At 60.2% G+C, this 26,013-nt stretch carries 19 protein-coding genes; 12 read left to right on the top strand and 7 right to left on the bottom strand.

What is annotated here, in order from left to right:
• The first annotated feature begins 524 nt into the window (after nt 1-524).
• Nucleotides 525-1,283 (top strand): ThuA domain-containing protein, encoded by a 759-nt coding sequence (locus AB7G19_RS27825; protein ID WP_223153616.1) that lies wholly within the window; start codon nt 525-527, stop codon nt 1,281-1,283.
• A gap of 25 nt (nt 1,284-1,308) precedes the next feature.
• Here the strand turns inward: AB7G19_RS27825 and AB7G19_RS27820 are convergent, their stop codons facing one another.
• Nucleotides 1,309-2,196 (bottom strand): haloalkane dehalogenase, encoded by an 888-nt coding sequence (locus AB7G19_RS27820; RefSeq protein ID WP_441268443.1) that lies wholly within the window; start codon nt 2,194-2,196, stop codon nt 1,309-1,311.
• A gap of 317 nt (nt 2,197-2,513) precedes the next feature.
• Here AB7G19_RS27820 and AB7G19_RS27815 point away from each other — a divergent pair, with 317 nt between their 5' ends.
• Entirely contained in the window at nt 2,514-5,381 is a 2,868-nt protein-coding gene (locus AB7G19_RS27815) for an ATP-binding protein (RefSeq protein ID WP_441268442.1), read from the top strand.
• A 224-nt stretch (nt 5,382-5,605) separates the two neighbouring features.
• On the opposite strand, the gene AB7G19_RS27810 is transcribed toward AB7G19_RS27815, so the two are convergent.
• A complete protein-coding gene (locus AB7G19_RS27810; protein ID WP_063986507.1) occupies nt 5,606-6,256 on the bottom strand; it encodes an FMN-dependent NADH-azoreductase in 651 nt (216 codons plus the stop codon).
• 203 nt (nt 6,257-6,459) lie between these two features.
• On the opposite strand from AB7G19_RS27810, the gene pdxR reads away from it, so the two are divergent.
• The 3 genes from pdxR to AB7G19_RS27795 all read left to right on the top strand — a co-directional run bounded on the left by pdxR (nt 6,460) and on the right by AB7G19_RS27795 (nt 8,891).
• A complete protein-coding gene (pdxR, locus tag AB7G19_RS27805) occupies nt 6,460-7,881 on the top strand; it encodes a MocR-like pyridoxine biosynthesis transcription factor PdxR (RefSeq protein ID WP_441268441.1) in 1,422 nt (473 codons plus the stop codon).
• 127 nt (nt 7,882-8,008) lie between these two features.
• On the top strand, nt 8,009-8,464 hold the full coding sequence (locus AB7G19_RS27800; protein WP_247310112.1) for a carboxymuconolactone decarboxylase family protein: 456 nt from the start codon (nt 8,009-8,011) through the stop codon (nt 8,462-8,464).
• 106 nt (nt 8,465-8,570) lie between these two features.
• Nucleotides 8,571-8,891 carry a DMT family transporter gene (locus AB7G19_RS27795; RefSeq protein ID WP_441268440.1) on the top strand — a complete coding sequence of 107 codons (321 nt, stop codon included), beginning with the start codon at nt 8,571-8,573 and terminating at the stop codon, nt 8,889-8,891.
• 210 nt (nt 8,892-9,101) lie between these two features.
• Here AB7G19_RS27795 and AB7G19_RS27790 read toward each other — a convergent pair whose 3' ends face one another.
• Complete coding sequence (locus AB7G19_RS27790) at nt 9,102-10,331, bottom strand: cupin domain-containing protein (protein WP_354177046.1); 1,230 nt, start codon at nt 10,329-10,331, stop codon at nt 9,102-9,104.
• A gap of 167 nt (nt 10,332-10,498) precedes the next feature.
• Here AB7G19_RS27790 and AB7G19_RS27785 point away from each other — a divergent pair, with 167 nt between their 5' ends.
• The 7 genes from AB7G19_RS27785 (at nt 10,499) to AB7G19_RS27755 (ending at nt 18,401) form a co-directional block, all read left to right on the top strand.
• Nucleotides 10,499-10,873 (top strand): hypothetical protein, encoded by a 375-nt coding sequence (locus AB7G19_RS27785; protein WP_441268439.1) that lies wholly within the window; start codon nt 10,499-10,501, stop codon nt 10,871-10,873.
• A 195-nt stretch (nt 10,874-11,068) separates the two neighbouring features.
• Nucleotides 11,069-12,199, top strand: a complete 1,131-nt coding sequence (locus AB7G19_RS27780) for a L,D-transpeptidase family protein (RefSeq protein ID WP_441268438.1) — start codon at nt 11,069-11,071, stop codon at nt 12,197-12,199.
• 554 nt (nt 12,200-12,753) lie between these two features.
• On the top strand, nt 12,754-13,158 hold the full coding sequence (locus AB7G19_RS27775) for a nuclear transport factor 2 family protein (protein WP_085398148.1): 405 nt from the start codon (nt 12,754-12,756) through the stop codon (nt 13,156-13,158).
• 1,245 nt (nt 13,159-14,403) lie between these two features.
• The gene (locus tag AB7G19_RS27770) at nt 14,404-14,622 is read left to right on the top strand and encodes a DUF1127 domain-containing protein (RefSeq protein ID WP_441268437.1); all 219 of its coding nucleotides are present in this window, start codon (nt 14,404-14,406) and stop codon (nt 14,620-14,622) included.
• 993 nt (nt 14,623-15,615) lie between these two features.
• Entirely contained in the window at nt 15,616-16,692 is a 1,077-nt protein-coding gene (locus tag AB7G19_RS27765) for a hypothetical protein (RefSeq protein ID WP_071915261.1), read from the top strand.
• Nucleotides 16,693-17,123: 431 nt separating this feature from the next.
• Nucleotides 17,124-17,408 (top strand): patatin-like phospholipase family protein, encoded by a 285-nt coding sequence (locus tag AB7G19_RS27760; protein WP_441268436.1) that lies wholly within the window; start codon nt 17,124-17,126, stop codon nt 17,406-17,408.
• A gap of 9 nt (nt 17,409-17,417) precedes the next feature.
• A complete protein-coding gene (locus AB7G19_RS27755; RefSeq protein ID WP_441268435.1) occupies nt 17,418-18,401 on the top strand; it encodes a patatin-like phospholipase family protein in 984 nt (327 codons plus the stop codon).
• 63 nt (nt 18,402-18,464) lie between these two features.
• Here AB7G19_RS27755 and AB7G19_RS27750 read toward each other — a convergent pair whose 3' ends face one another.
• From AB7G19_RS27750 to AB7G19_RS27735, 4 genes are all read right to left on the bottom strand, one after another.
• Nucleotides 18,465-21,824 carry an adenylate/guanylate cyclase domain-containing protein gene (locus AB7G19_RS27750; RefSeq protein WP_441268434.1) on the bottom strand — a complete coding sequence of 1,120 codons (3,360 nt, stop codon included), beginning with the start codon at nt 21,822-21,824 and terminating at the stop codon, nt 18,465-18,467.
• A gap of 643 nt (nt 21,825-22,467) precedes the next feature.
• Complete coding sequence (locus AB7G19_RS27745) at nt 22,468-23,181, bottom strand: ABC transporter ATP-binding protein (protein WP_014496276.1); 714 nt, start codon at nt 23,179-23,181, stop codon at nt 22,468-22,470.
• Nucleotides 23,178-24,947, bottom strand: a complete 1,770-nt coding sequence (locus AB7G19_RS27740; RefSeq protein ID WP_441268433.1) for a branched-chain amino acid ABC transporter ATP-binding protein/permease — start codon at nt 24,945-24,947, stop codon at nt 23,178-23,180. Before AB7G19_RS27740 ends, AB7G19_RS27745 begins: the two co-directional genes overlap by 4 nt.
• Complete coding sequence (locus tag AB7G19_RS27735) at nt 24,944-25,987, bottom strand: branched-chain amino acid ABC transporter permease (RefSeq protein WP_014496274.1); 1,044 nt, start codon at nt 25,985-25,987, stop codon at nt 24,944-24,946. The genes AB7G19_RS27740 and AB7G19_RS27735 overlap by 4 nt, the downstream gene beginning before the upstream one ends.
• Nucleotides 25,988-26,013: the final 26 nt, after the last annotated feature.

Here is a 26,013-nt window from a genome sequence, read left to right as displayed (position 1 = left end):
TAGCGAGGTCGAGCCGAACCGATTGTCGCCAGGCCGTCCGGGAAATGCACTCAGGATTGCAGCGAACGGCCAGAGCGAGATAAAGAGGACAGCCGGGACGATGGGCCAGTCGAGCGGAGGGTTGACGCTATAGTATTGGGGTCCTGAATCGGTGAGCTTCCTCGCGATGCGCACGACGAGCATGTCGACTAGCACAAGTCCCAAAAGTCCCAATCGAAATTCCTGCGGACCGATGCGGCCTTTCATGGATAAGAAATACCAAATGAAAGCTGAATGCATGCGCCTCCGAGATCATCCTGTCCGATAGCTGTAGTGCAACGCTTAAGCAGCATAGGCTATTCAGCCCAACACTATCCGAATAGATAACCTAAAATTGTGCGCACGGGCGGACAATCGCCGACGGTCACAATAGGATCAGGCCAGCAGCGTCGCATAGGACGCGAGAGGGCGATGCCCCCCGGTCGGCGCTGGGCTGATCTGTGCTAGGCTTCGTCAACACATGGTTGGTTTTGGCGGAGGCGGTTGTGAGGCGACGTGAGTTCATCGCGCTCCTCGGCGGCGCGGCGGCAATCCGACCACTCGGCGCGCATGCGGAGCGTCCGCGAGAGCGCATCCTCTATTTCACATACTCCGCCGGCTACCGGCATGATGTCATACCGCTTTCTAAGGTTATCCTGACCCAGCTCGGAAGCCATTCGGGTGTTTTTGAAGTCACTGCAACGGAAGACACGTCCGAATTTTCTACCGAAAACCTCGAGCGCTACGCAGCGGTGATGTTCTATACGTCAGGAGAACTTCCGATGAGCGACGCGCAAAAGAGAGCTCTTCTCGACTTTGTGCGCTCGGGCCGCGGGTTCCTCGGCGTTCATTCGGCGACGGACACATTCTACACTTGGCCGGACTATCTCGATCTGGTCGGCGGCTACTTTAATGGTCATCCTTGGCATCAGGCCGTGAAGATCGAGGTGGTTGATCCCGGCGATCCCCTGGTGGCTTTTCTCGGGAATTCGTTGCAAGTCGAGGACGAGATCTACCAAATCGGCGACTTCGACTATCGTGGTTCACGCGTGCTCCTGCGCCTCGACCCAAGCTCGGTGGACCTTGGCAAGACCGGCGTACATCAACGATTCTATGGCTGGCCTCTCACCTGGACCCGATTCTATGGCGAGGGACGAGTATTTTATTCGGCGCTAGGCCACGAGCCGTCAGTTTGGCGGGACGCCCGCTACCAGCGAATTCTCACGAACGCTATCCTGTGGTCTATGCGAAGGTCGCCCTGGTAGACGCCGCGGCACTTCGCATTTGCGGTCAGCCCAACGCCTCCATCCAGCCGGCGACGGCCCGTCCGATCTCGTCCGGCGAATCTTCCTGGACAAAATGGAGTCCCGAGATCGTCACCTCGGTCTGTGCCGGGAGGCTGCGGGCCAAATCGAGAACCGGGCCATGGGCGAGGATCCCACCGGGCTCCGCCCTCAGGAACAACTTGGGTATATGACTCGTCTTAAGCCAGTCAGCGTAGGCGGTCACGATCGCAGTCACGTCGGCGGGCTCGCCCTCGATGGGGATTTGCCTGGGCCACGTCAGCGTCGGACGCCGGCCCTCGCCGGGCTCGGCGAAGGGCCGGCGGTACTCCGCCATATCCTCGTCGGACATTTTGCGAAGGATGGCTCCCGGCAGGATCTTCTCGATGAAGAAATTGTCTCGCAAGACCATTTCCTCGCCTTTCTCGGAACGCAGCCCTTGCAAGGCGTGACGCATTTCGAACTTGTCCCAGTGGTCCCAGTATTGCGGCCCCATGATCGCCTCCATGTACGCGATACCCTTCACGGCCTCGCGGTGGCGGTTGGCCCAGTCGAAGCCGAGCGCCGAACCCCAGTCATGGATGACGAGGGTGACCCGTTCGCGCACGTCCAGGGACTCGAGCAGGGCGTCGAGATAGCGGCGGTGCTCCACGAAGCGATACGAGTTGGGACCGCTGTCAGGCAGCTTGTCGGAATCGCCCATGCCGATCAGGTCCGGGGCGATGCAGCGACCCAGCGGCTTCAGGTGCGGCAACACATTGCGCCAGAGATACGACGAAGTGGGATTGCCGTGCAGCAGTACGATGGGGTCGCCCTTTCCCACCTCCACATACGCCATCTCGCGGCCGAGGACCCGCCGCAGCTGCTTCTTGTAGGGAAATGCCGCAGAGATCATGTTCGCTCTCCCGTTTACATTTGGGCGCGGCGACACTGCGAAGCCTGCGCAACAGCGCGCCGCTGGGTTCGAGAGTGATCTTACTGGGGCCTTGCATCAATCGCTTGCCCGCCATTGATGCTGTTATGCTAATCTTGCTCAGAAGATCACCCAAGCAGATGCTGGGTATCAAGCCATTGATATGCCGCGCGTTAAGCGGATAGTTCGACGGCGCTTGCCCACTGCCCAGATCAACGTTTAAGCTGCTTTCCTGGAGCGGTTCCCTGATCTGATGCTGAGATTTTCTTAGGATTACTCAACCGACGGGGCAGGCCGTGATGGCCGAGCAAGGCCTACGAGCCGTCTATGAGTCGAACGGGTGGGAGATCGATCTTACCCAGCGTGAGCTGCGGTCCCGAGGTGTTTCCGTTCCGATCGGGAACCGCGCATTCGAAATTCTGGAGATTCTGGTTCAGTCGGGCGGCGAGCTTGTCACCAAGCGCGATCTTATAGATCGGGTGTGGCCGGTTGCGACGGTCGAAGAAAACACGCTCCAGATTCATATATCCGCCATTCGCAAGGCGCTCGGCGCAGATCGCGAGTTGTTGCAGACGGTGTCCGGCCGCGGCTATCACCTGCGCGGCATCTGGACCATGCGGCCAGCAACCGGACCGGGACATCCACTCTACCTAAAGGAAAGTGCGTCGGCGCAGCCATTAGCGTCGACCAACCTGCCGCAGCCGGTTTCAGCGTTGATCGGCCGCACCGCCGAGGTCGAGGAAATCTCGAAGCTTGTCCGTGCCGGCCGGCTCGTCACCCTGACCGGGGCGGGGGGCATCGGCAAGACACGGCTCGCGCTCGCGGTCGCCCGTGAACTGCTGCCGCATTTTCCAGAGGGGGTGTGGCTGGCCGAGTTCTCGCCGCTCGCTGATCCCAGTCTGGTTCCCATAGCGCTCGCTGCCGCGATCGGACTCAAGTTCGGCGGCGGTGAAATTTCGACCCAGCGCGTGGCGCTGGCACTGGCAGCGCGGCGCTTGTTGGTGGTGTTGGACACCTGCGAGCATGTGATCGACGCCGCGGCGAGGATGGCTGAGGGCGTGCTGCGAGCCGGATCCTCGGCCCAGATCATCGCAACCAGCCGCGAGCCGCTCCGGGCCGAGGGGGAGCAGGTCTACTGGGTGCAGCCGCTCTCGATTCCGACGGAGGACGCGGACGATCTCCTGGAATACGGCGCCGTCAGACTATTCATCGAACGTGCACGAGCAACCGAGGCAGGGGCGGTTCTAGATGGCTATCAGGCAAAGACGATCGCGGCGATCTGCCGGCGTCTTGATGGCATACCGCTCGCGATTGAAATGGCGGCGGCACGTGTCACGGCACTCGGTGTCGAAGAACTCGCCGCTCACCTTGACGATCGCTTTCAGCTGCTGACCGGAGGGCGGACGGCGCTGCCGCGGCACCAAACTCTGCGGGCGACCTTCGATTGGAGCTACGAGCTACTGACTGAGCCTGAGCTGGTGCTCCTCCGCCGGCTCGCGGTCTTCGCCGGCGCCATCGACCTGGAGGCGATCTGCGCGGTGGTAACGGGCGCCGGGATCGCTTTGCCGGACGTGGTCGATGGAATTTCCAGCCTGGTTTCGAAGTCGCTGGTTGTGGCGGAAATCGATGCCACCACGGCGCGCTACCGCTTATTGGATACGACACATACGTATGCCCTCGAAAAGCTCGGCGAGAGCGGAGAACGGGAACGGCTCGCACGTCGCCATGCCGAATATTACCGGGACTTGTTCGAGCGGGCTGAAGCGGAGCTGGAGATGCGCCCCACGGTCGACTGGATGGGCGACTACGGACGGCACATCGACAACCTGCGCGCGGCGCTGGGTTGGGCCTTTTCACCCAGCGGTGACGTGCAGATTGGCGCGGGGCTGACCGCGGCCGCAGTGCCCCTATGCGTCCATTCGTCGTTGCTGGAGGAATGCCGCGGCCGCGTGGAGCGGGCGATCGCCGCCCTAGGGGCTGCCGTCAATGGCGACGCGCGCCTCGAGATGAAGCTGTATACCGCGCTCGGTACGACCCTGATATTTGTCACCGACGCGAAAATTCCCGCGCTCGGCGAAGCCTGGACAAAGGCGCTGGAGCTTGCAGAGAGGCTTGACGATGTCGAGCACCAATTGCGGTCGCTGCTAGGCCTGTGGTTCTTTCACCGGGTCGCTGGCCGCCTTCGCGCCTCCTTGACCGCCGCGCAACGATTCAGCGCTCTTGCGGCAAGCCGGTCAAATTCCAACGATCGGCTGATCGGTGAGCGATTGATCGGCATCTCGCAGCAATGCCTCGGCGATCAAGCGAGCGCGCGGTATCACCTCGAACGCATGCTCGCGCACTATGTTCCTCCAGTCCAAAAGTCGCGGATCAGCCGTTTCCGGAGCAACCAGCGGGTGACCGCCGGCGCCTTTCTGGGCCGGACCCTATGGCTGCAGGGATTTCCGGATCGCGCAATGCACGTCACCGAAACATACCTGCATGAGGCATCTGCCAGCAGACACGTCAACTCGGTGTGCTACATCGTCGCCAACGCAGCATGCCCGATCGCGCTGTGGAGCGGCGATATGGATGTCGCAGACCATTACGTGGCAAGGCTGATCGACCTTTCGACCAGGCATTCGCTGATGCGCTATGTTGCCTTTGCCCGCAGCCATCAAGGACTGCTTGCGATCAAGCGCGGAGATACCGCCGGCGGCTTGCCGCTGCTGCGGTCAGGCATCGACGAACTCGGCGACGAAGTCAACGCATCGCATCGCTATTTCCTGTTCGTTGGTGAGATGGCGGAAGGTTTGGGGCGCGTCGGGCAAGTAGGCGAAGGACTTTCGGTGGTGCACGATGCGATCGCGCGCGCAGAGGAGACCGAAGAACGCTTGAGTATCGCCGAGCTGCTGCGCATCAAGGGCGAACTGCTGCTGTTGCAAGGTGCACCCGGCGCTGCGGCAACGGCCGAGGATCAGTTTTTCCGGGCGATGAAGTGGGCGAGCCTGCAGGGCGCTCTGTCCTGGGAACTACGCGCCGCCACAAGCTTGGGACAGTTGTTTCGCGATCAGGACCGACCGACCGAAGCGAAGGCGCTGCTACAACCGATTTACGACCGGTTTACCGAAGGTCTCGACACCGCCGACCTTAAGCGGGCAAAAGGTCTTTTGCGTGATCTCAGTTAAGCCAATCTCCGTTCTTAGCGAGGCTCTGATGTTTGGGGGAAGTTTTGCTTGCTCAATTGAGGAGGCAAGTACCTCAGCTTCCCGGGCGCTGTACTGGTCTCGCTGGTAGGGAATCCCGCGAGGTGCAGGCGTCCCCCAGCTTCCGCGCGAAGCGGCAGCGTCTGCTCAGGGCCAGGAACGGACGTATCGGTGGCCGAACTGAGCGCGGGAAGGCCGTTGCGCGTTCATACAGCTTGCTGAAACACCCCCGTTGAATTGGGCGCGAAACGGAGGAAGAACCTCTGCATTGCCTGATCCGCCTTGGTTCGGGCTGCGACCAATGCATCAGGACCAAGGGCCGATCCTTCAACGGAGAAGAACGTCAAATCATGCAGCCCGATGGTGCCGAGGATAGCTTTTAGATACGGCGTGAGAAAATCGGGCTGATGCGCGCGATCGCCGGAAAATCTTCCGCCCGAGGACACTGCGACAAAAACCGGGCGGTCGCGCAACGCCCCCAGTTTTCCTTGGGCAGTCACGTCGAACGTTCGACGGACTCGAACGACGTGATCTATCCACGCTTTGAGAGCGGCAGGCACGGTGAAGTTGTGCATTGGAGTTGCGATGACGACGAAGTCCGCGCTCTCCAGTTCCTGGATCAGTTCTTCGGACCGGGACATGGAACCCTCGACAAACATTTCCAGGTACGATCGCTCGGTCGCGCCAAGAGCAGTTGCGTAGCTTTCATCGATATCGGGGACGCCGCTGATCGGTCGGATTATGACGGTTGCCGTCGGCTCGCTATCCAGCAAGTAGCCGACGATTTTCTGAGATAGCCTGTAACTCTCCGAGGCTTGCCCGCGGGGGCTGCAAGTCAAATGCAGTATTTTCGTCATCTGCTTTCCAATCTCTGCTGTCCGAACTCTGATCATCAGCAAAGAGCAATTTCGGCCTGCATCCAAGGACCATGAATGAGCTTTGCGACTGGACCATGATTTGCCGGCGCAGGCTTGACCGCTGCAGCGTGCGAGGAGTGGAGACCAATCCGAACCGTTATGGCATAGTGGGTTTTTCGTTCATCGAAAGATCGGATCGGGCCATGCCTGCCGCGAATCCCCGAAAGCTCCCGCCGCTTGATCCGAAGGCGGCAGCACCGTTCTACCGGCAGATTTACGATCGGTTTCGCGACGCTATCGCCACTGGAATGTTGAAGCCTGGTGACCGCATTCCGTCGGCACGGGCGTTGACCAAGGAATTGGGGCTGGCCAGAGGTACCATCGACACGGCTTATTCCTTGCTGGCCGCTGAAGGGTATGTCGAGGCGCGCGGGCAGGCAGGAACCATTGTAAGCCCAGACCTTACGCCGCGAATATCCATTGCGAACCCGACGCCGCGAGCGGATCCCCGGATGGATGCAGTCAGTTTTCGTCCGGATTCCATCCTGCCATTCCAGATGGGTTTGCCCGCCCTGGATGCGTTTCCCCGGAAGATCTGGGCACGCCTTGGCGCGCGCAGTGCGCGGGCCATGCAGCCTTCCGATATGATCCATCCCCCTGTGTCCGGCTTGCCTTCGCTGCGTGCTGAAATCGCGAGATATCTCCAGGTTTCGCGTGGGATAAACTGCTCCCCATCTCAGGTGTTCGTGACCTCGGGATACCGCCAAACCGTGGAGCTAATCGGTCATGCCCTGCTGAAGGCGGGTGATCGCGTCTGGCTCGAAGACCCGGGATATCCGCCCACGCGAGAAATTTTCGAATATATGCATATCGAAGGCATCTCGGTGCCGGTCGATGCGGAAGGCATGGTCGTTTCTGATGCCATCAAGCTCGCGTCCCGGGCGCGCGCAGCGGTGGTCACGCCTGCGCATCAGAGCCCGCTCTGCATGTCCCTGTCGTTACCTCGGCGTCTGGCGCTGTTGGACTGGGCCGCGCGAAACAAGGCATGGATCATCGAAGACGACTACGATGGCGAATACCGCTATGTCAGCCGCCCCCTCCCTGCATTGAAAAGCCTCGATCGTGACGGGCGGGTGCTCTATGCGGGCACCTTCAGCAAGGTACTTTTTCCAGGCATGCGGCTGGCCTATCTCGTCGTGCCGGAAGCGCAGGTCGAGCGGTTTAAGGAGGTCACCGAAAGCCTTTCAACTGGCTCTCCGGGGCTTACGCAAACCATCGTCACTTCATTCATCGCCGAAGGACATTTTGCGCGCCATATCCAGCGGATGCGGAGGCTCTATGCCGAGCGCCGCGCGGCAACCGCGGCGGGGCTGGAAAGCGTGCTGGGAAAAAATGTGCGAATAGATTTACAGCCGGGGGGCATGCACCTGATCTTGCGTCTGCGAGGCAACCGTTCAGATCGCCGGCTCGCTGCGAGCATGCGGGAACAAGGCCTGTACGCGGAGGCACTTACGGATTGGACGAGGCGCAATGATGGGGCTTCCGCCCTTCTTTTGAACTTCACGAATATCGCCTCACGGCGCACGGCCGAAAATTTCGGCCGGCGCATTTTGGGATTGATGTGACTGAAGCTCGAGCGTGATCTGCTGGATTATGGAAATCATGGCCCAGCTGCAAACACCTATCATGGACCTTCTTGAATAGGCCAAGATGAGAAACGATGGAATCCTTCAACCAGATGAGGATTCAATCATGAACAAGCGCATCGATTACGCCAAGGCTTCACCGGAAGGCTTCAAGGCTTTTGGAGGGGTCTATGTCTATCTTCAAAAAAGCGGCCTTTCCAAGCAACTTGTCGATCTCGTCTACCTGCGGGTTTCGCAGATCAACGGCTGTGCCTACTGCATCGATATGCACTCCCGCGACCTGCTCAAGTCTGGCGTCGTCGCGGACAAGCTCGTGCTGGTGCCTGTGTGGCGAGACGCGGGGGAAGTCTTTAGTGAGCGCGAACGCTCTGCGCTGGCCTGGACCGAAACCGTGACGAGGGTGGCCGAAACCGGCGTTCCCGATGCCGACTACGAGGCCGCCGCCGGCGAATTCAGCGACAAGGAACTCGCTGACCTCACCTATGCCATCGGCTTGATGAGCGCGTTCAATCGATTGGGAATTTCGTTCCGCTCGATTCCCGCTGCCGCCAGTAAGGCTTGAGGCGCCCATCAGCAAGCATGTCGCGCATGGAATCCTCCATGCGCGTCCAGCCCCTTACAAGCAGCCCGGCCGTAACGCCCGGTGACCAGCGAATGGATTGACCCACATGGCATGGATGATACTGGCCTCCGCCGGCCTTCTCGAGATCGGATTCGCCTTCGGTATGAAGTGGTCCGCAGGCTTCACGCTGCTGATACCCGCGCTGTTTACGACTGCCACCGGTTTGTCGAGTATCTTTCTTCTCTCGCTGGCGCTCCGCACACTTCCCGTAGGAACGGGGTACGCGGTCTGGACCGGTATCGGTGCCGCGGGTACCGCCGTTCTGGGTATCGCAGTGCTGGGCGACTCTGCGTCGCCAGGGCGGATACTTTGCATTGCTTTGATTGTGGCCGGCGTGATTGGACTAAAGCTTGTCTCTGCAAACTGAGGATGCCACTGACGCTCGGGTGCCCGTTTCGGCCTGACCGTTTGATGCTAAAGCGGATCCGGCGACCACCAACGCAGGGCGGCCCAGGTCAGAACATTCATGGCGTTCTCCTTCTGCAGCCGGAGAGGGCGCGATCTTGCCGGCGGTCCGCCAGCGCCCTGCCCACCGGGCGCCGGACGAGTGCGCCGCGATGTACTCCGACTTTGGCAATTATTCCGGCACGACCAGAGCCTTGTTCGTGCGCAGCGCGCTCATCACCTTCGGATCGAGTTTGAGATGGGCTTGCACCAGTCCCGGCGGTGTTGCCGCCATCCAGGTATCGAGAGAGAAATCGATAAAGCGGTCACTCTTGAACGTCTCGAGAAATCGAAAGTTGGTCGAGCCGGTATTCTCGAGATAGTGGCCCATCGCCACCGGGACGTAACCAACGTCGCCGGCCTGCAGATCAAATGTGCGCGCCTGCCCCTGGCCGGCAAACACACCCATGCGCGCCTGCCCCTCGATGACGTAGAGCCACTCGTCTCCGTTAGGGTGCCAGTGCACCTCGCGCAATCCGCCAGGTTCGAGTTCAACCAGGGCCGCTGCGGTCGTGGTGCTGATTGGAAACAAACGGGAATCGGTGATCCGCACCGTTCCGCCCTTCGTCTTGATGGGCACCTGCTCCATCATCCGCCACGTGTAGCTCGTCTCCGACGCCTTTGCGCCCGATATGGCTTCCGATCCGAGCGGCCCCGGCAACGGGGCCAGGAAAATATAGCGCTCGCTTTCATCGGGGGTGTGGCCGAACAGCGAGGCAGGCACTCCGAAATTCTTGCCCAGCACATCGGTCGGTATGCGCTTGAACCAGTCGTTGAGCAGGAAGGTGTTGTCTTCGTCGAAATCGCCATCGTCGAACACGAGAAGGAATTCGCAGCCGTCGGGGCCGAGGCCCTGGATCGAGTGCGGGGTTCCGCCCGGGAAGAACCAGAGATCTCCGACGCCGACGTCATCGACGAAATAACGTCCCTCGGAATCGACGGCCGTCACGCGAGCCTTGCCATAGAGCATGTAGGCCCATTCTGACGCCTTATGCCAATGCAGCTCACGCACACCGCCCGCGTTCAGGCGCATATTTACGCCGGCCATGGACTTGGCAATGCCCAGCTCACGCTGCGTGACCTGGCGGGTCCAGCCGCCCGGCTCAAGCCGCATATGGGCGTCCGAGAACGAGAAGCGCAGGTTCGGCAGGGTGCCATGATCGGTCGACGGCGGTACCAGCAGATCCGGGTTCTGCTGATCCCGCATGAGATTGCGCGGACCGGGATCGGTGCCGCCGTGACCCGGTCGCTGTGGCTGAGGAATCGCGCCGCCCGCGGTTTGCGCGTGCGCCAGCCCAACGCTCGTTAGAAGACCTCCGGTAGCTGTCGCTGCCAACATATGGCGACGAGAAATGGAATCCATGCTCGGTTCTCCCATGATTCCAGGCTACAATTCTTCTGCGCACGACACCTGCGCCTGACGTCTCCGAGCGTCGTCCGTTGGAAGCGATTCACACTATCAAAGCAGTACGCTTCGATATTTCTCGTTAGCACGAGTTCCAGCGGCTTCCGGCAGGGCGAGCGCCAACATTGGCACTGTCCGCCTCGATGCTTCGACAACCGTATCGGTTTTCGAACCAGGCCGTGAACCCATACCCCCGCTGCGATCGACGAAAGACCCGGGATCACGATGCGGTGCTCTATGCTCGTACGGATGCCATCCACGATGCCTTTGGCGGACAGTTTGCTGCCTTCACTAAGGACGGCGAGGACAACAAAACGCTGTTCGCAAAGACTGGAAAATTGCCGATGCCGGTCCTGGCTATCGGTGGCGATCACTCCTTCGGCACATTGATGAACTCCGACTTGGCCGATGTCGCGAGCGCCGTCAAAGGTGCTGTCAAAACCAATGCGGGCTTTTTGCCTAATTGTCTCCAGAACTGCTTGAGGTCAGCTTTGGGTTAAAAGAAGTCCTCGGCTGAACCGATCGGGCAGGTCAGCTATGGGCCAGAAGCGGACGACGAGACCGAGCGTCTTGGCATCCCCAAGGCCAACGATAAGCTCGAACTTCTCCGGTGGCTGCGTCCATCTGGGCTTGCCTTACGAACCCACTGACTACACGCTACCCAAATGAGCAGATTCCACGCCCGAGGTAAGGTCATGATCGGCGCCACGGCACTCCGTGCGCTTGTGCTGACTGCAGCTTTTTTCGCGGCGTTGTCGCCGGTCACCTGCCTTGGCGAAAACAGCAACCGCTTGCCGGCCAAGGCTACAAAGGAGCTACCACCCGAGTTGCTCTCGCTGCTCCGACAAAAGAAGATGCCAAAATACTCGCCTATCCTTGTGCGCGTCTTCAAGCAAGAGGCGGAGCTCGAAGTCTGGAAACAGGACACCACCGGCCTCTTCAAAATCCTCAAGGTGTACCCGATCTGTCGGTGGTCGGGGGATCTCGGGCCGAAACTGAAGGAGGGTGACCGTCAGGCTCCAGAGGGGTTCTATACGATTACTCCCGAGCTGATGAATCCCAACTCCGATTACCATCTTGCGATCAACGTGGGCTTTCCCAACAGCTTCGACAAGGCAAACAATCGCGACGGCAGCTTACTCATGATCCATGGCGACTGCTCGTCGAGCGGTTGCTATGCCATGACCGACGAACAGATAAGCGAGATCTATTCGCTAGCGCGGGACTCCCTCGGCGGCCGACCGTCCTTTCAGGTCCAGGCTTATCCATTCCGCCTGACGCCGGCAAACCTGGCGCAGCATCGAAATAGCCCGAACCTCTCCTTCTGGAAAATGCTCAAAGTCGGCAACGATCACTTCGAGACGACGCATCTCGAACCTAAGGTGGACGTGTGCAATCGACGCTATGTGTTCGATGCGCAAGCTCCACCAAATTCGCCGTATCCTCTCGTGTTCAGTCCCACCGATAAATGCCCCGCGTTTGTTGTGGATTCCAAAATTGCGCGGCGGGCGCTTGAGAAGCAACGTACCGACGAACTCGAATTCGCGCGATTGCTCAATGACAACGTGCCGGCAGCCCCGATCTATAGCGGACTGGACGGCGGAATGAACGAGGCTTTTCTAGAAAAGTATCTGGTCAGAGTGACGCTTGCGAAAGTGATGCCGTATGCATCTTATCTGCCGCAACTGCCGCCAATCCCCTGGGTCACCAACGATGGTTCGTTGACGAGTAGATGGTTTGGCACCTCGTTCTCGAAACCGATTGCATGTGATCTGGCTCGTTCCAGCTTCCTGTCGACCGTCTTGGAAGGAGACGACGGGTGCTAGAGCGCCCACACATCCATCAACCGCTGCTTGGGGCCAATAGGCGACATCGCCGATCAGCCTTTTGCATTCAATGACCTCGTCGTTTCCATCAACACCTGACGGGCAGGTGAGCTTAACCATCCAGAATCGGTCAAGTGCATTGCCCCTTCGGTGCAAACTGTCTTCTGGCGAGAGATGGGCGTCAACGGTAACATTGCGCACACTGTTGGAGCGGGGAGAGACGAATGATCTCTGCTTGTTGGCTTGCCGTTTGGATCGCGTGCTTCGGCTTAGGAATGGCCGTGGTCTTCCGGACGGGGCTTGGTATTGAACGTTGGTCTCCCGCTCTCGGCTTGGCCTATCTCGTAATCATTGGCCCTTCAGTTCCAATCGTAGCTTGGTTGGCCGCGGATCAGATCGTAACTGTAGAGCAGGCCAGTTGCGCGGAGTTGGACCCAGCAGCGGATCGGCTGAACGGCATGTCGCCATCCGAATTCCGCGTGCGCTGTATCGCAACCCAAGACAATTCGGGTTGGCTTGCTCGTCGCAGAACATGAAAGCTCTGGAGACAAATCATGCCGGAGGCGCTTGAAGTCGAGATATCTGCCTTCTTCAACAAATACATGGAGACATTCACCACCTGGGATGGTGATCAAATCGCCAAACTCTACTGCGCTCCCTGCATCACCATGCGGGGTGACGGGTCGATACATTGTTTTCAGTCACGTGACGAGATTGCGCGGTTTTTCCAAGGAGTGGCCGACACCTACCGGCGCGAAGGGGCCGAAAGTGGAACTCTGCACGATGTAGTGGCTGTTCCTATAGGCGAACGCAGTGCTCTCGGAACTGTAACGTGGAAAAACCTCCGACCGGATGGAAGCGTCACAAGGCAATGGCGGCAGTCGTACAACCTTGTTCGCTCCCCCGACGGCTGGCGCATCCTTGCTACGACATTTCACCTAAGCGGGGTACCGAGCTAGTGATTTCCGCTTTGGGTCAAAAGCTGCGGTCAGCCCAACCATCGTGTGACGTCCGCTTTCCCGTAGACAGCCGACATCGCGACGCCTCTTGCGCTGGTCAGCTGGCGTGATTCTGCTCAACCAAAAGCGGTCATGTGTCGATCTCGGTTCTGAAGATGAATGGAGCTCGATGAGATGTTTCGCATTTTATGGCACAGGTAACCCTTGCGCGCCGGTTTCGCCGAGCGCACTCTTGCAGAGCGCTTTCACAAGAACTACGGAGGGTGCGATCATGCCACGGGTCAAGCAAGCTTCGAAGCAGAAGCGCACAGCCAAAGCCGCCACCGTGAAGGTGCTAGGTGCGGCCGGACTGGGTCTTTCGCTGGCGAGTAGCGCATCCGCATCCACGATGCCCGCTACCGGTATCCCGCAATCCAACACCTCGCCAAATCAGCGCTTCTTTCTTGGCGAAGAGGAAATGGCCGACGTCAGTCTGGCCACGTTCCATCTTTTCGATAGAGAAAACTTTGGCGGCGGCGTGCAGCTAGCGCGGGGGTGCGGTGGTTGCGGGTGCGGCCATGGTGGCGGGGGGTGCGGCGGCGGCCGAGGTTGCGGCGGCGGCGGGTTTGTTGGCGGCCGAGGTTGCGGCGGCGGCGGGTTTGTTGGCGGCCGAGGTTGCGGTGGTGGTGGGTTTGTTGGCATCCGAGGTTGCGGTGGTGGCGGGCTCGTTGGCATTCGAGGTTGCGGTGGTAGCGGGTTCGTTGGCATCCGAGGTTGCGGTGGCTTCCGTGGTTGCCGTGGCTTCCGTGGTTGCGGTTGCGGCGGCTGCGGGTTCGACGTCGGGTTCGATGACGACATCGGGTTCGATGGCTGGGGCTATGGTGGCTGGGGGTTCGGCGGTTGCGCGGGTTGCTGCGCATCCTGGGGGGCGTGCCGCTTGTGCTAAGTCCCACCAAGGACTCTGCTAAGCTGCGATCAGCCTCTCGCTGGTTACGAGTTTAAGGTCGACTTCGGGTCAAAATGCGAAGAACTCAGAGCGAGCAAATCCAGTCCGCACCGCCTCGCTAAGCGGACCTCCTTCAGCGGTGTCGTCACTTCGCTGATGGGCCAACATCGGACTTCCCAAGAAGACATGACGCAAAGTGATTGCCAGCCGAAGCCAGGGCATCTCCGTTCCTTGGGCCAGAGATGCTACCTGCTGCTGACAGTATGCTGTCAGTAGCACAGCGATACAGTCCTCCCGAACTTATAGAGGGAGATAAAGCTGTGAAGTTTGCTTCAACACGCCTGATCTCCGCTGATATCAAGGCTCTCCTCAACCTCTACGAGGTTTGGGCCAGCGTTGGCGCGACCCTTCATCTCTGGCGGCCGCGTTATCGCGATCGCCGGGAGCTCGCACGCTGGACCGAGCCCGACCTGCACGATATCGGCGTCTCCCGGAGCGACATCGCACACGAACTCGAAAAGCCGTTTTGGCGGGCCTAGCGACGGCAGCCGCGCCGGTACCGGGTTAAGGGGATTCGAGGTTTAGCCGCCCCCATAAGGTGCTGCCTGCTCGTTCCCGAACCTGTTGAAGTTGTTCTCCGGATTATACCCGGAGTCGCGCAGGTTCTTGATGTACAGGTCGCGGTCGTTGGAATTACCTGGGCCCACAGCATATGGGCTCAGCCCCCTCGACCCCTCGCTCGGCGACGGCGCAGGCGACGCGCGGCCATGATGGGTCCTCTGTGCGGCCAAAGCGCCAGAAGTAGAAATTGCGAGAATAGCAACGATGACAAGAATGCTTTTGGCCATAGATCAGCTCTTCGATAATCCACGGGACTGGCATGACCGGCACTCATCGGCCATGGTCGAGGGATGATTGCCATACCGTACCAGGGGCTCGCCCTGGCACCCGTACCTCCGCCCTTCCGCCCAAGCAGGCGGCGCAAGCGCGGCAATCGCCAGTAGTCTGGTCTTTTCGTGCTGGCGGTTTCTGATCACTATACGATGGGGACGACCGCTCTGTCTGGCAACAGGAGGTCCTTCAAACTAGCGCGAGGACCGGTCGAGCCTAAGCCCAATGCCTGCGCGGCGAACGGGTGGTCCGGTCTGGGTCAAAAGGCGACCTTCGGGCGCGGCTGATTTAGGTCCGTTCAACCCTCAACAGCGGACATCGGAACACTGCCGCCGCAGGTCCGAAAAGTGCCATAAGCTGCCATTGAAGACGAAGGCACTTTTTTTTCTCGATCCTGACCGGATTCTTCCCGATGTCCTAAAGTCTATCTTGGTTGAAAAGACACGAGAGGCAGCGAAATGCTACCGGCACCAATCACTTGTTGCTTCTACCGTTGTCGCGGACTCTGCCTTCAGACCTGGATCGTCGCGACTTTCGCAATCATGATGGCCTCCGCTCCACTGCAAGCCTCAACAGCACCAAAAACGTCAGCGTGCGGATACCTCGCTGGTCTAATTGATAAGGCACCGCCATCAGGGCCGTTGTTCCTGCCCAGCTATCCGACCGTCGAATCGGGGCCTCTGCATGGCGCCGCCTACCTCTATGACAATGCGGTAGCCGCCATCGCGTTGGTCGGTTGCGGTGAGCAAGACAAAGCGTATCGGATTGGCTCGGCGCTTCTCTGGGCCATCGACAACGACCGCACCTGGCATGATGGACGGCTCCGGAACGCTTACGCCGCGGGCGTGGTGGGGAATGGCCCCGTCAAACTTCCGGGGTGGTGGGACAATACTCAGAACAAATGGTTAGAGGATCGATATCAGGTGGGCAGCGATGTTGGTAACATGGCATGGGCCATGTTGGCGTTGCTGTCGCTTGATGATGTGAACGCCGGCTCTCGGTTCCGCGATGGTGCAGCACGGCTTGGCGCCTGGGTCGCGCAATGGGCCGATACGCGCGGTACTGGCGGTTTCACGGGTGGTACGTTTGGGCACGAACCGACGCCGGAAGTGCGGACGTGGAAATCGACTGAACATAATACTGACCTCGCCGCCGCGTTTGGCCTTCTTGCGATCCGTACAGGGGATTCGCGCTGGCGCGATAAGGCAACGGTCGCTGAGTACTTCGTAAATACGATGTGGGATCCGGCATGCGCCTGTTTCGCCGCAGGTACCGCTGAAGACGGTGTCACGCACAATCCGATTTTGGCTCTCGATGCTCAGGTCTGGCCTTTAATAGCGCTCCACGGAGCGGTCGAGAAATTTGCATCGGCAATTACGACCGCCGAACAGCGAATGAGTGTCGATGAGGGCTTTTCTTACGGTGAAGACCGAGACGGTGTGTGGACCGAAGGAACGGGCCAAATGGCTCTCTTGATGAAATTGCTCGGCAGGACTGGGAGAGCAGACTCGTTGATCGCTGTAGTCGAATCCCAGAGGTCGCCGGATGGTGGGTTCTATGCCACAACTGCCCGCGAGTTGCCGACCGGGTTCGTGTTGGACACCGATCCGACCAAACCGCGGCTCTATTTCCGATTGTCACATCTTGGCGCAGCTTCGTGGGCTGCCCTCGCGGAACGTGGGTTCAATCCCTTTACGGTGACAAAAGGACTCCCGTAGTTGAGTCGCGGTGCTTCTCGTCCGTTTCGGTCTATTTTGATTTCGATATGTCCGTTCCGGGTCACAAGCCGACATCTGAGCAAAGACTACAAAGCGTCCGCTTTGGGCCAATAACGGAAGTCGCGATTGGATAACAGGTCCGCTGCCATGGTCGGCAATAAATATCGTACGTGAAGTGGTTCACAAATGGACGGGCCAGACCGCGATAAGCTGAGCGGGCTCTTGGCCGTCGTGCGCCAGTGGCATCAGCAGATTCGAGATCGAACATCGACGTCGACCGCTCCGTCGCACGTATCGTATTTCGCAATGCTGGCTCTATGAACTGTCAAATTTGGTTCGATGGCATTCTGTGCGGCCGAGAGCCCAAGAACGAGCAATCGCGTTACGCAATTCAGAAAGTTGATTGGAGAATAAGCCACACGATAAATCAGATGGAGGATCCGATGGTAAAGAGAGCGATTGCGCTCGGCGGAGGCGGTCCGGCAGCAGGATTGCACATCGGGGTTCTGGAAGCCCTTGCCAACGCAGATATAGAGTTTGAGGTGTGGGCTTTGTCCTGCATCGGCGCCTGGGTTGGGATCGTCTACAATCAGTTTGATGGAGTTGAAAACAAAGCCAGGGCGGAAAAGACCTATCAATTCTTCAAGAATGGCGTGTTTCGAGACGACGAAGGCTATAAGCGCTTCCCCATAAACACCGTGTTTGGTCCAGATTGAGCAGGAAGCATGAGCAGGGCTCTGACCAGCTTCGTCATGGATCCCAAGAACTATCTGCATTTATGGGACCCATCGACCATGGTGAATGCCTTCAGGGATTCTATGTCGCTCTGGTTCCCTCAACAGAAGTTCACTATCCCGGACGACGGAGACATCAACAGATGGATCCTTAATCAGGTCCTGGCACCCAATCCCTTCGTTCGCTATCTCACGTCAATGATGTACTTGTCCCATGTCACTGGCCTCTCCAAGATCAACTATCCGAATAGCCAGTTCATGAAGAGCATAAAGTTCGAAGCGCTCAAAGAGCCTGGAAAGCCCGTCATATTTCACAACGCCTGGAATCTTGATGACCATAAGCTCGCGTTATTTTCCAACCGACCAATGATCCAGCAAGCCGACAAGAAAGAGTACAAAGGGCCAATCAGCGCGTCCAGCCTATGTGCGTGCTCAGCTCTTCCCTTCATCGAAGAAACAGTTGAGATCGACGGAGTTACGTACTGCGAAGGAGCGCTGATCGACACGGTCAACTTCGAGAGCTTGCTCCAGGAGCACCATAACCCACCGGACGATACGCTGGACGAAGTATGGGTCAGCAGGATCGTTGATTCAAAGCAGGTCCGCAAACCGAAAGACCTTCATGATGCCCTGGCGAATCTTTGCCAGTTATTCGCAGCGACCGTTGGCGAAGATGACGTCAGGATCTTCAAATATCACGTGCAGTACGACGAACCCAAATGGGAAGGCATAATCGTCGAGATCCAGGTGCCGGGGCACATCAATTTCAAATGGAATCACAGCAACCTCTATAACGGGCGAGTGTTGGGAAGAGCCGCTGCGGAACAAGCAATCAAGAGGTATCACGCACATGCAGACCTCGACCCGCATGATGGGCCACACTTCATAAATGAGCATCCAGAGAAGAACGACAAGGAGGGATGGCAAGAGGTGAAAGATACGTATCGTAAATGCCAAGAGCGAGCGGATGCCTAGTGCCAAAGGCAAGTAGCTCCGCGACCGCTGAACCAGACTCCAATATCTGTGATCCGGGCAGAATTACTGCAGTCGATCGAGCAGTGCCTTCGCTTGCTTTAGATCCTGCGTTTCAAAACCCTCGGCGAACCCGGCGTAGACGGGAGCAAGCAGGTCGAGTGCTTCCTTGCGTCTGCCCTGATCGACCCACAAGGCGCCGAGGTCCACTGCAACTCGAAGTTCAAGGGCCTTGGCGTGTTGGCTTCTTGCCGTTGTCAGTGCGCGCTCGAACAGTGATTGCGCCTCGGTGCCGGCTCCCGGTACGTCATCGAAGAGCAGCGCGCGCGCCTTCAGTCGGTACAGTTCGGCCTCAAATATCCGCTCGCTATTGCGGCTGGTTGTGGCAAGACCCTGTTCGATCAGCTCGAGCGTGGCTTCGCGCTGACGGCTCGACAATAGGGCCGGGCTCAGGAGCACGTATAGGGCCGTGATGCCGAGCTGATAGCCCGCGTTGCGATATTCGTTCATCGCACCCTGGATTTCCGCGAGCGCGGCGGACGAAGGATCAAGAAAGGTGGCACTTATCCCCCGAACGGCGCGCGCCAATCCTCTCCATTGCCGGAATCCGTGCTCCTCCGACAAGGCAAGACAGCGTTCCGCATAGCCGTGCGCAGTCAGGAACTCGCCCCGAAGAGCGTGGAGAATGGACGCATAGTAACATCCATAGGCCTGCGAATGCGGATGACCAATGGCGTCGGCACGCCGAATGGCGGTATCCAGTCGTGCGAGCGCGGTATCGGGGCGGCCCAGCAGCCAGAGCACCCATGACATCAGGGCAAGGTCGGCCACGCCCGCATCCTGGCCGGCGGCACGCGCCGCCAATCTGTCCTGCTCGTTGCTTGCCTCGAACGCTTCGAAGGCCCGTACGATCACTTCGTGGGCTCCTTCGAGATGTCCCATGAAAAGTCGAATCATGCCTTGTCCACGCATCGCGTTGAGCAACGTTGGTCGATCGCCGCGCGCCTCCGCGAGTTCGAGTAGCGCCGAGATCATTTCCTCGGCGACCGGCAACTCACCACGAATGACGCTCGCGGTGGTCAACCAGAACATGATTTGTAGTTGCTCGGGGGGGTCTTCGAGGCGCTGGCACAGCTCGCGCGCGCGAGCGAAGATCGCCACCGCATGTGGCGATGCCGGTCCCTGGGTAGCGATCAGGCATGGTCCCAGCGCGAACTGGAAATCAAGCTCTCGTCTGTCCTTCCGAGCACCGTCGGCCAAATGGGCCAACACCTCGATGCCCTTCCGCAGGTGTGCGATAGCTTCGAGGTTGGCGGAGCGCATGGCCGCCTTCCTTCCCGCCTGAAGCCAATATTCTCCTGCCTTTTCGAACAGTCCCGCCTCCGTGAGGTGGAGCGCGAGAGTCTCGGGTTGAGCCTCCACGATTTCCGGGAACTGTTGCTCGAACACGTCCGCGATGGTGGCGTGCAGCGTAGCGCGTCGGCTCTTCAGAAGCCCGGATTCGGCAGCGTCGCGTACCAGCGCATGCTTGAAAGTATAGACCGCCCGGGGTATCTCGCCCCGGCAGAATATCAGCTCCGCCCTGACAAGCTGGGCAAGCGCCTCCTCCAGCGTCTGCCTTGGCAACTCGGCAACGGCGCTCAGCAGTTCGTAGGAGAACTCGCGCCCCACGACGGCGCCGATCTGAGCCACGTATTTCACCGGAGCCAATCGGTCGAGCCTGGCCATCAGCGATGCGCTCAACGTCGTCGGAATCGCCATCGATGGTAGCGGACGGCTGAGCGTGTAATGGTCGTCCCGCTCCTGCAACAGCCCGGTTTCGAGCACGGCCTTCGTCAGTTCCTCGACGAACAAGGGTACGCCATCGGTACGGGCGAGGATTTGGTGCATGACCTCCTCGGGGAGCGTCTTGCCGGCGGTGACGCGCTCGACCAATGCCGCCCCGTTGCGCCGGCTGAGCCGCGTGAGCGAGATCGTCGTCACATGGGCATGACCAGGCCAGGGCGGGGCGAACTCCGGTCTCGCCGTGATCAGCAGCAGTACGCGAAGCCGCGGCAGCTTTTCCAGTGTAACCGCGAGCAGTTCCAGCGACGTCGGATCCGCCCAATGGGCATCCTCGAATATCACGAACACCGGCTGACGCGCCGCCAATGCTTCGAGCTGGGCCAGGAACGCCGCCAGCGTCATGTCCTTGCGGGTCTGTGGAGTCATTTCGGGAAGGCGATAGCGGTCGCAGAGCGGAAGCGACAGAAGATTGGCCAGGGCCGGCACCACGCGGTCTGCATCGGCGCCAAACCGCAAGAGCAGAGCTTCAAGCTTGGCAAACTTCTCCGTCGGCGTCTCGCCTCGCTCGAACCGGGCGGCACGTTCGAGGTTGACGATGAATGGATACAGCGCACTGTTGGCGTGGTGCGCCGAGCAGAAGTGCCGTACCGTAATGTGTGGTTCGGCCTGGAGCCGCTCTTGAAGCGCCAGCGCGATATGCGACTTACCGATACCCGGCTCTCCAGTTAGAACCACGACGCAGCCTTCGCCTGACGCGGCATGCCGCCAGCGCCGCAACAGCAGTTCGATCTCCTCGTCACGCCCGATTAGCGATGTCAACCGCGTCTTGTGCTGCGCCTCGAAGCGGCTTTCCGCTCCACTGATCCCGAGCACCTGCCAGGCAGGTATTGGTTCCGCCCATCCTTTGAGCGCGACAGGGCCGAGATCGCGGTACTCGAAATGTCCATCGGTGAGCTGGTGTGTGCTCTCGGAAATCAGCACCATGCCGGGCTCGGCGAACTGCTGCAGGCGAGCTGCCAGGTTCGGTGTCTCACCAATGACCGCGTGCTCCTTGGCGGCGCCTTCGCCGGTCAGATCACCCACGACGACCATTCCGGTGGCGATGCCAACGCGGACCTGTAGCCTCGTACCGATATCTGTCTGGAGGTTGGCCACGGCATCGACCAGTGTCAGCCCCGCGCGTGTCGCCTGCTCGGCATCGTCCTCGTGGGCCTGGGGATAGCCGAAATAGGCAAGCACGCCATCCCCCATGTACCGCGCGATGACGCCCTCATTCCGGGCGATAACACCCGCGATGCAGTCGTGATAGGCACCGATTACCGAGCGCAAGTCCTCTGGATCCAGTCGGGCCGCAAGTGCCGACGAGTCCACCAGATCGCAAAACATGACCGTCAGTTGGCGCCGCTCGGCGCTGTCCCGCGGAGCCGGTTTGGCGGCCGTTCGGACTGATACGAGGACTTCACTCTTGAGTTCTGCAATTGCGCGCAGAATTTTGCGCCGGTGCCCAAGCAGGACGCCAAGGTCCTTGAGGTCCTGCTCCGTGAGATCGCTAACGACCGAGAAATCGATGGCGTTCTCGGCGAAACGCTGGGCGTACTCCCCCAAACCGATCGATGCGAGCCACTCTGCAGTACCTGTCATGGGATACCTATGGCCTATGCGATAAGAATAGCACATTGGAATAGCCAGCGAAGGCGCATCTATCGCCGGAAGCGCAGATCGCCGGACCTCTCGCCCAATTGAAAGGGCTCCGGCGAAAACTGGATGCTGCCAAGCGATGTCGCAGTTGGGTCAAAAGCCGACATCAAGCAGACGGCCACGATAGGTCTGCCATGAGCCAATAGCGGTCGTCGGCGAGGCCGGACGTAATATGCACTTTGTGCCAAAATGCGGATTCAAAATGGAGCGCAACTGATGTTCGATTTATCGCGCCGACTAGAGCATCATTGATTAGCCTTTGCTGTCGCCCAAGATGTGGGTGCGCAGGCGACGCCATTTCATCGGGTGATGGTGTGCTCCACCGTTCCCAATTGTCGCGGGCGGGCTTTAGCTTGCTGATCCCCTTGTAACTGGGATGTCCGAGTTGGCGATGAAAGCCATCGGCTATCCATGGGCAGCGATGATGGCATTGTGCCACTGTTTTGCCCGACGGATCAAGTTGATTTCGTTAAATCCGCAGTTACTGGGTATCAAACCATTGATATCGCTGTCGCCAGCTACTGTGCATGGGGTTGTTTTTCGATATTTTTGTTGTGTGGCTCGCCGGGCCTGATCCCGGCTCGCTCTAGTGTCCACCTAGATAGGCCGTGATCAGCCGGGGGTCGTGGATGAGATCCTTGGCCGGACCTGACTGCACGACCTCGCCGGTCTCGAGCACATAGCCGTAGTCGGCTGTCTCAAGCGCGGCGCGGGCGTTCTGCTCGACCAGCAGGATCGACACGCCGAGATCGCGCAGGGACGCGATGGTGCGAAAGATCTCGCGCACGATCAGCGGCGCGAGGCCGAGGCTCGGCTCGTCCAGCATGAGCAGTTTCGGCTTGGCCATCAGCGCGCGGCCGAGCGCGAGCATCTGGCGCTCGCCGCCGGAGAGCGTGCCTGCCGCCTGGCGCTGCCGTTCCTTCAGCCGGGGGAAGCGATCATAGACCTCGTCCAGCGTCTTCTGGACGCCCGAGCGGTCGCGCAGGCTGTAGGAGCCGAGCAGGAGGTTGTCCGCGACCGTCATGTCGGAGAACAGCTCGCGCTTCTCCGGCACCAGGCACAGCCGGCGCTCGACGCGATCTTCGACCGACATCCTGCCGATGTCGTGACCCTGGAAGACCATGCGCCCGCGAGAGGCCAGAAGGCCGATGGCCGCCATCAGCAGCGTTGTCTTGCCGGCACCGTTCGGGCCGATGACGGTGACGATCTGACCTTCCTCGACCGACAGCGACACGTTGCGGACCGCTTCGACATTGTCGTAGCAGACCGTCACATCCGTCATGGACAGCATCTCGCTCACGCGACGCCTCCGAGATAGGCTTCCTGGACTCGTTCGTCGCTGCGGATCGCGGCCGGCGCGCCTTCGCAGAGTTTTGAGCCGAAATCGAGCACCACGATGCGGTCGACCAGCGACATCACGAACTCCATGTCATGCTCGACGATCAGGATGGTCAGATGGTCTGCCCGCAGCGACCTGAGCAGTTCCGCGAGCCGCAGCTTCTCCTGGCGGCGAAGGCCGGCGGCCGGCTCGTCCAGCACCAGCAGCGTCGGGTCCGCGGCCAGCGCACGCGCGATTTCCAGGATGCGCTGGTTGCCGAGCGGCAGATTGCCCGCGAGCTCGAACGGCTTGTCGCCGAGCCCGACCCGTTCGAGCTGCATCAGCGCCTCGTGCCGGGTACTGGCTTCCTCGCGCCCGTTGAGGCGGAAGGCGCCGGCGAACAGGCCGGTGCTCGTGCGCGCATAGGTGCCGAGCATCACGTTTTCCAGCAGGCTCATGCGCGGGCGCAGCTTCACATGCTGGAAGGTCCTGGCGACGCCGGCCTTGGCGATGCGGGACTGCGCGTCATGCGTGATCGGGCGTCCCGCAAAGACGATCTCGCCCTTGTTGACCCGGAGCGCCCCGGTCAGGCAGTTGAACATCGTGCTCTTGCCGGCGCCGTTGGGGCCGATGACGGCAAGGATTTCGCCGGCGCGGACCTCGAAGCTGACGTTGTTGACCGCGACGAGGCCGCCGAACCGGCGCTCGGCGCCATCCACTTTCAGAAGAAGCTCCCCGGGCGTCGGTTGCGCGCGACGGGGCAGGGGCGGCGCCGGTTGAGGTCGCTCGCGCCGGGCCTTGGGCAGATAGCGGGCGACGAAGGGAACGATGCCCTGCCGGGCCCATTGCAGGAACAGGATGAACAGCGCGGAGAAGGCGACGATCTCGAGCTGGCCGGAGGCACCCTTGGCGATCAGCGGCAGATAATCCTGCACGCTGTTCTTGAGCAGCGTGACCACCGCGGCCCCCACGACGCCGCCGAGAAGGCTGCCGGCGCCGCCGACCATCGACATCATCAGATATTCGATGCCCATGCCGGCATCGAACGGACCCGGGCTGATGAAGCGGCTCATATGTGCGTAGAGCCAGCCGGAGAGCGAGGCGAGGAAGGCCGCGATCACGAAGGTCACGAGCTTGATGCGGAAAGCGTTGATGCCGAGGCTCTCGACGAGCGTGTTGCCGCCGCGGAGCACGCGCATGGCGCGGCCGAGCCGGGAGTCCAGCAGGTTGTAGCCGAGGAAAAGCACTGCGGCGACGATACCCCAGATCAGGAAATAGATCTGGGCGCTCGTGACCAGCGCAATCGAACCGAAGCTGATCGGCGGAATCGACGAGATGCCGTTGAAGCGGCCGAGCCCCTCGACATTGCCGAACAGGAAGCCGATCGCAAGGCCCCAGGCGACGGTCGAGAGCGACAGGAAATGGCCCTGAAGTCGCAGGGTGACGACGCCGAGAACGGTTGCGACGCCGCAGGTCAGCACCACGCCGAACACGAGGCCGAGCCACGGGGAGTACCCGTTCAACGCGGAGACCCACGCGGTTGCATAGGCCGCGACGCCCACGAACGCCGCCTGACCGAACGACACGATGCCGCCGACGCCGGTGAGGAGTGCAAGACCAATGGCGACCAGCGAATAGATGCCGATATAGTTCATCAGCGTGATGCTGAACGGGCTGAGAACGAAGGGAGCCATCGCAAGACACAGCACGGCGAGGATGGCGGCAAGCTGGATGTGGAGGCGCGTCATTCCTCGATTTCCTCCTCGGAATGCAGCGAGGCGAGGGATCGCCAGATCAGGATCGGGATCAGCAGCGAAAAGACGATGACGTCCTTGAGCGCGCTGCTCTCGAAGGAGGCGAAGCTTTCGAGGATGCCGACGCCGACGGCGCCGATCGCCGCACCGGGATAGCTGGTCATGCCGCCGACGATGGCGCCGACAAAGGCCTTGAGGCCGATCAGGAAGCCGGAATCGTAGAACACGGTGTTAACAGGAGCGATCAGGATGCCGGATACGCCGGCCATCAGCGATCCCAGCAGATAGGCGATCGTGCCGGCGCGGGCGGGGCGTATTCCCATCAGCCGGGAGCCGGTCCGGTTGACGGCCGTGGCGCGTAGCGATTTTCCGACCAGCGTGAAGTCGAAGAAGAGGTAGAGGAGGCCGCTGAAAACGAGGGCCGCGATCACGATCAGCATGGTCTGGCCCGAGATCAGCACGCCCGCGAACTCGGTCGAGAGCGAGGTCAGCGGCTCGGTTCGGACCCCTTCGGGCCCGAAGAACAACAGGCCGAGGCCGACCAGCGCAAAATGCAGCGCCACGGACACCGTCAGCAACAACAGCACGGTGCCGTCAGCGATGGGACGGAAGACGATCCGATCCAGAAGCGGGGAGATCGGCGTGATCAGCATCAGCGCCAGCACGAGCCTGACGGCAAGCGGCGGGTCCAGGCGCATGACAAGCCAGGCTGCACCGACCACGGCGAGCGGAAGCAGGAGATAGAAGGACAGCGCGCGGGGCAGCAGCCGGAGTTCGCCGGAGCGCACCAGCGAGATGATCTCGATCAGGGTCGCAAGACAGGCCAGGATCACAACCAGCGCTCCCGTGCCGGGAAAGCGCTTCGCGTCGAGGGCGGCAAGCGTCAGCGCGGTGAAGGCCGCGATGTCGCCGAAGGGAATGAAGATGACTCGCGTCACCGTGAAGATCAGGACGGTCCCGATCGCCACCAGGGCATAGACGGCCCCGGTGGCGATCCCGTCGATCGCGAGAATGGCTGCAATGTCGCTCGTCATTGAGACGTCGTTGCTCCCTGTGATGC

This window comes from Bradyrhizobium sp. 215_C5_N1_1 (assembly GCF_052075935.1).
Taxonomy (GTDB): domain Bacteria; phylum Pseudomonadota; class Alphaproteobacteria; order Rhizobiales; family Xanthobacteraceae; genus Bradyrhizobium; species Bradyrhizobium barranii.
This window is presented reverse-complemented; position numbering and strand designations above follow the sequence as displayed.

What these genes read in the sequence shown, in the direction of transcription:
- AB7G19_RS27820 (WP_441268443.1), bottom strand. Translation starts at nt 2,196, where the DNA reads ATGATCTCTGCGGCATTTCCCTACAAGAAGCAGCTGCGGCGGGTCCTC.
- AB7G19_RS27815 (WP_441268442.1), top strand. Translation starts at nt 2,514, where the DNA reads ATGGCCGAGCAAGGCCTACGAGCCGTCTATGAGTCGAACGGGTGGGAG.
- AB7G19_RS27810 (WP_063986507.1), bottom strand. Translation starts at nt 6,256, where the DNA reads ATGACGAAAATACTGCATTTGACTTGCAGCCCCCGCGGGCAAGCCTCG.
- pdxR (WP_441268441.1), top strand. Translation starts at nt 6,460, where the DNA reads ATGCCTGCCGCGAATCCCCGAAAGCTCCCGCCGCTTGATCCGAAGGCG.
- AB7G19_RS27800 (WP_247310112.1), top strand. Translation starts at nt 8,009, where the DNA reads ATGAACAAGCGCATCGATTACGCCAAGGCTTCACCGGAAGGCTTCAAG.
- AB7G19_RS27795 (WP_441268440.1), top strand. Translation starts at nt 8,571, where the DNA reads ATGGCATGGATGATACTGGCCTCCGCCGGCCTTCTCGAGATCGGATTC.
- AB7G19_RS27790 (WP_354177046.1), bottom strand. Translation starts at nt 10,331, where the DNA reads ATGGATTCCATTTCTCGTCGCCATATGTTGGCAGCGACAGCTACCGGA.
- AB7G19_RS27780 (WP_441268438.1), top strand. Translation starts at nt 11,069, where the DNA reads ATGATCGGCGCCACGGCACTCCGTGCGCTTGTGCTGACTGCAGCTTTT.
- AB7G19_RS27775 (WP_085398148.1), top strand. Translation starts at nt 12,754, where the DNA reads ATGCCGGAGGCGCTTGAAGTCGAGATATCTGCCTTCTTCAACAAATAC.
- AB7G19_RS27760 (WP_441268436.1), top strand. Translation starts at nt 17,124, where the DNA reads ATGGAGGATCCGATGGTAAAGAGAGCGATTGCGCTCGGCGGAGGCGGT.
- AB7G19_RS27755 (WP_441268435.1), top strand. Translation starts at nt 17,418, where the DNA reads ATGAGCAGGGCTCTGACCAGCTTCGTCATGGATCCCAAGAACTATCTG.
- AB7G19_RS27750 (WP_441268434.1), bottom strand. Translation starts at nt 21,824, where the DNA reads ATGACAGGTACTGCAGAGTGGCTCGCATCGATCGGTTTGGGGGAGTAC.
- AB7G19_RS27740 (WP_441268433.1), bottom strand. Translation starts at nt 24,947, where the DNA reads ATGACGCGCCTCCACATCCAGCTTGCCGCCATCCTCGCCGTGCTGTGT.
- AB7G19_RS27735 (WP_014496274.1), bottom strand. Translation starts at nt 25,987, where the DNA reads ATGACGAGCGACATTGCAGCCATTCTCGCGATCGACGGGATCGCCACC.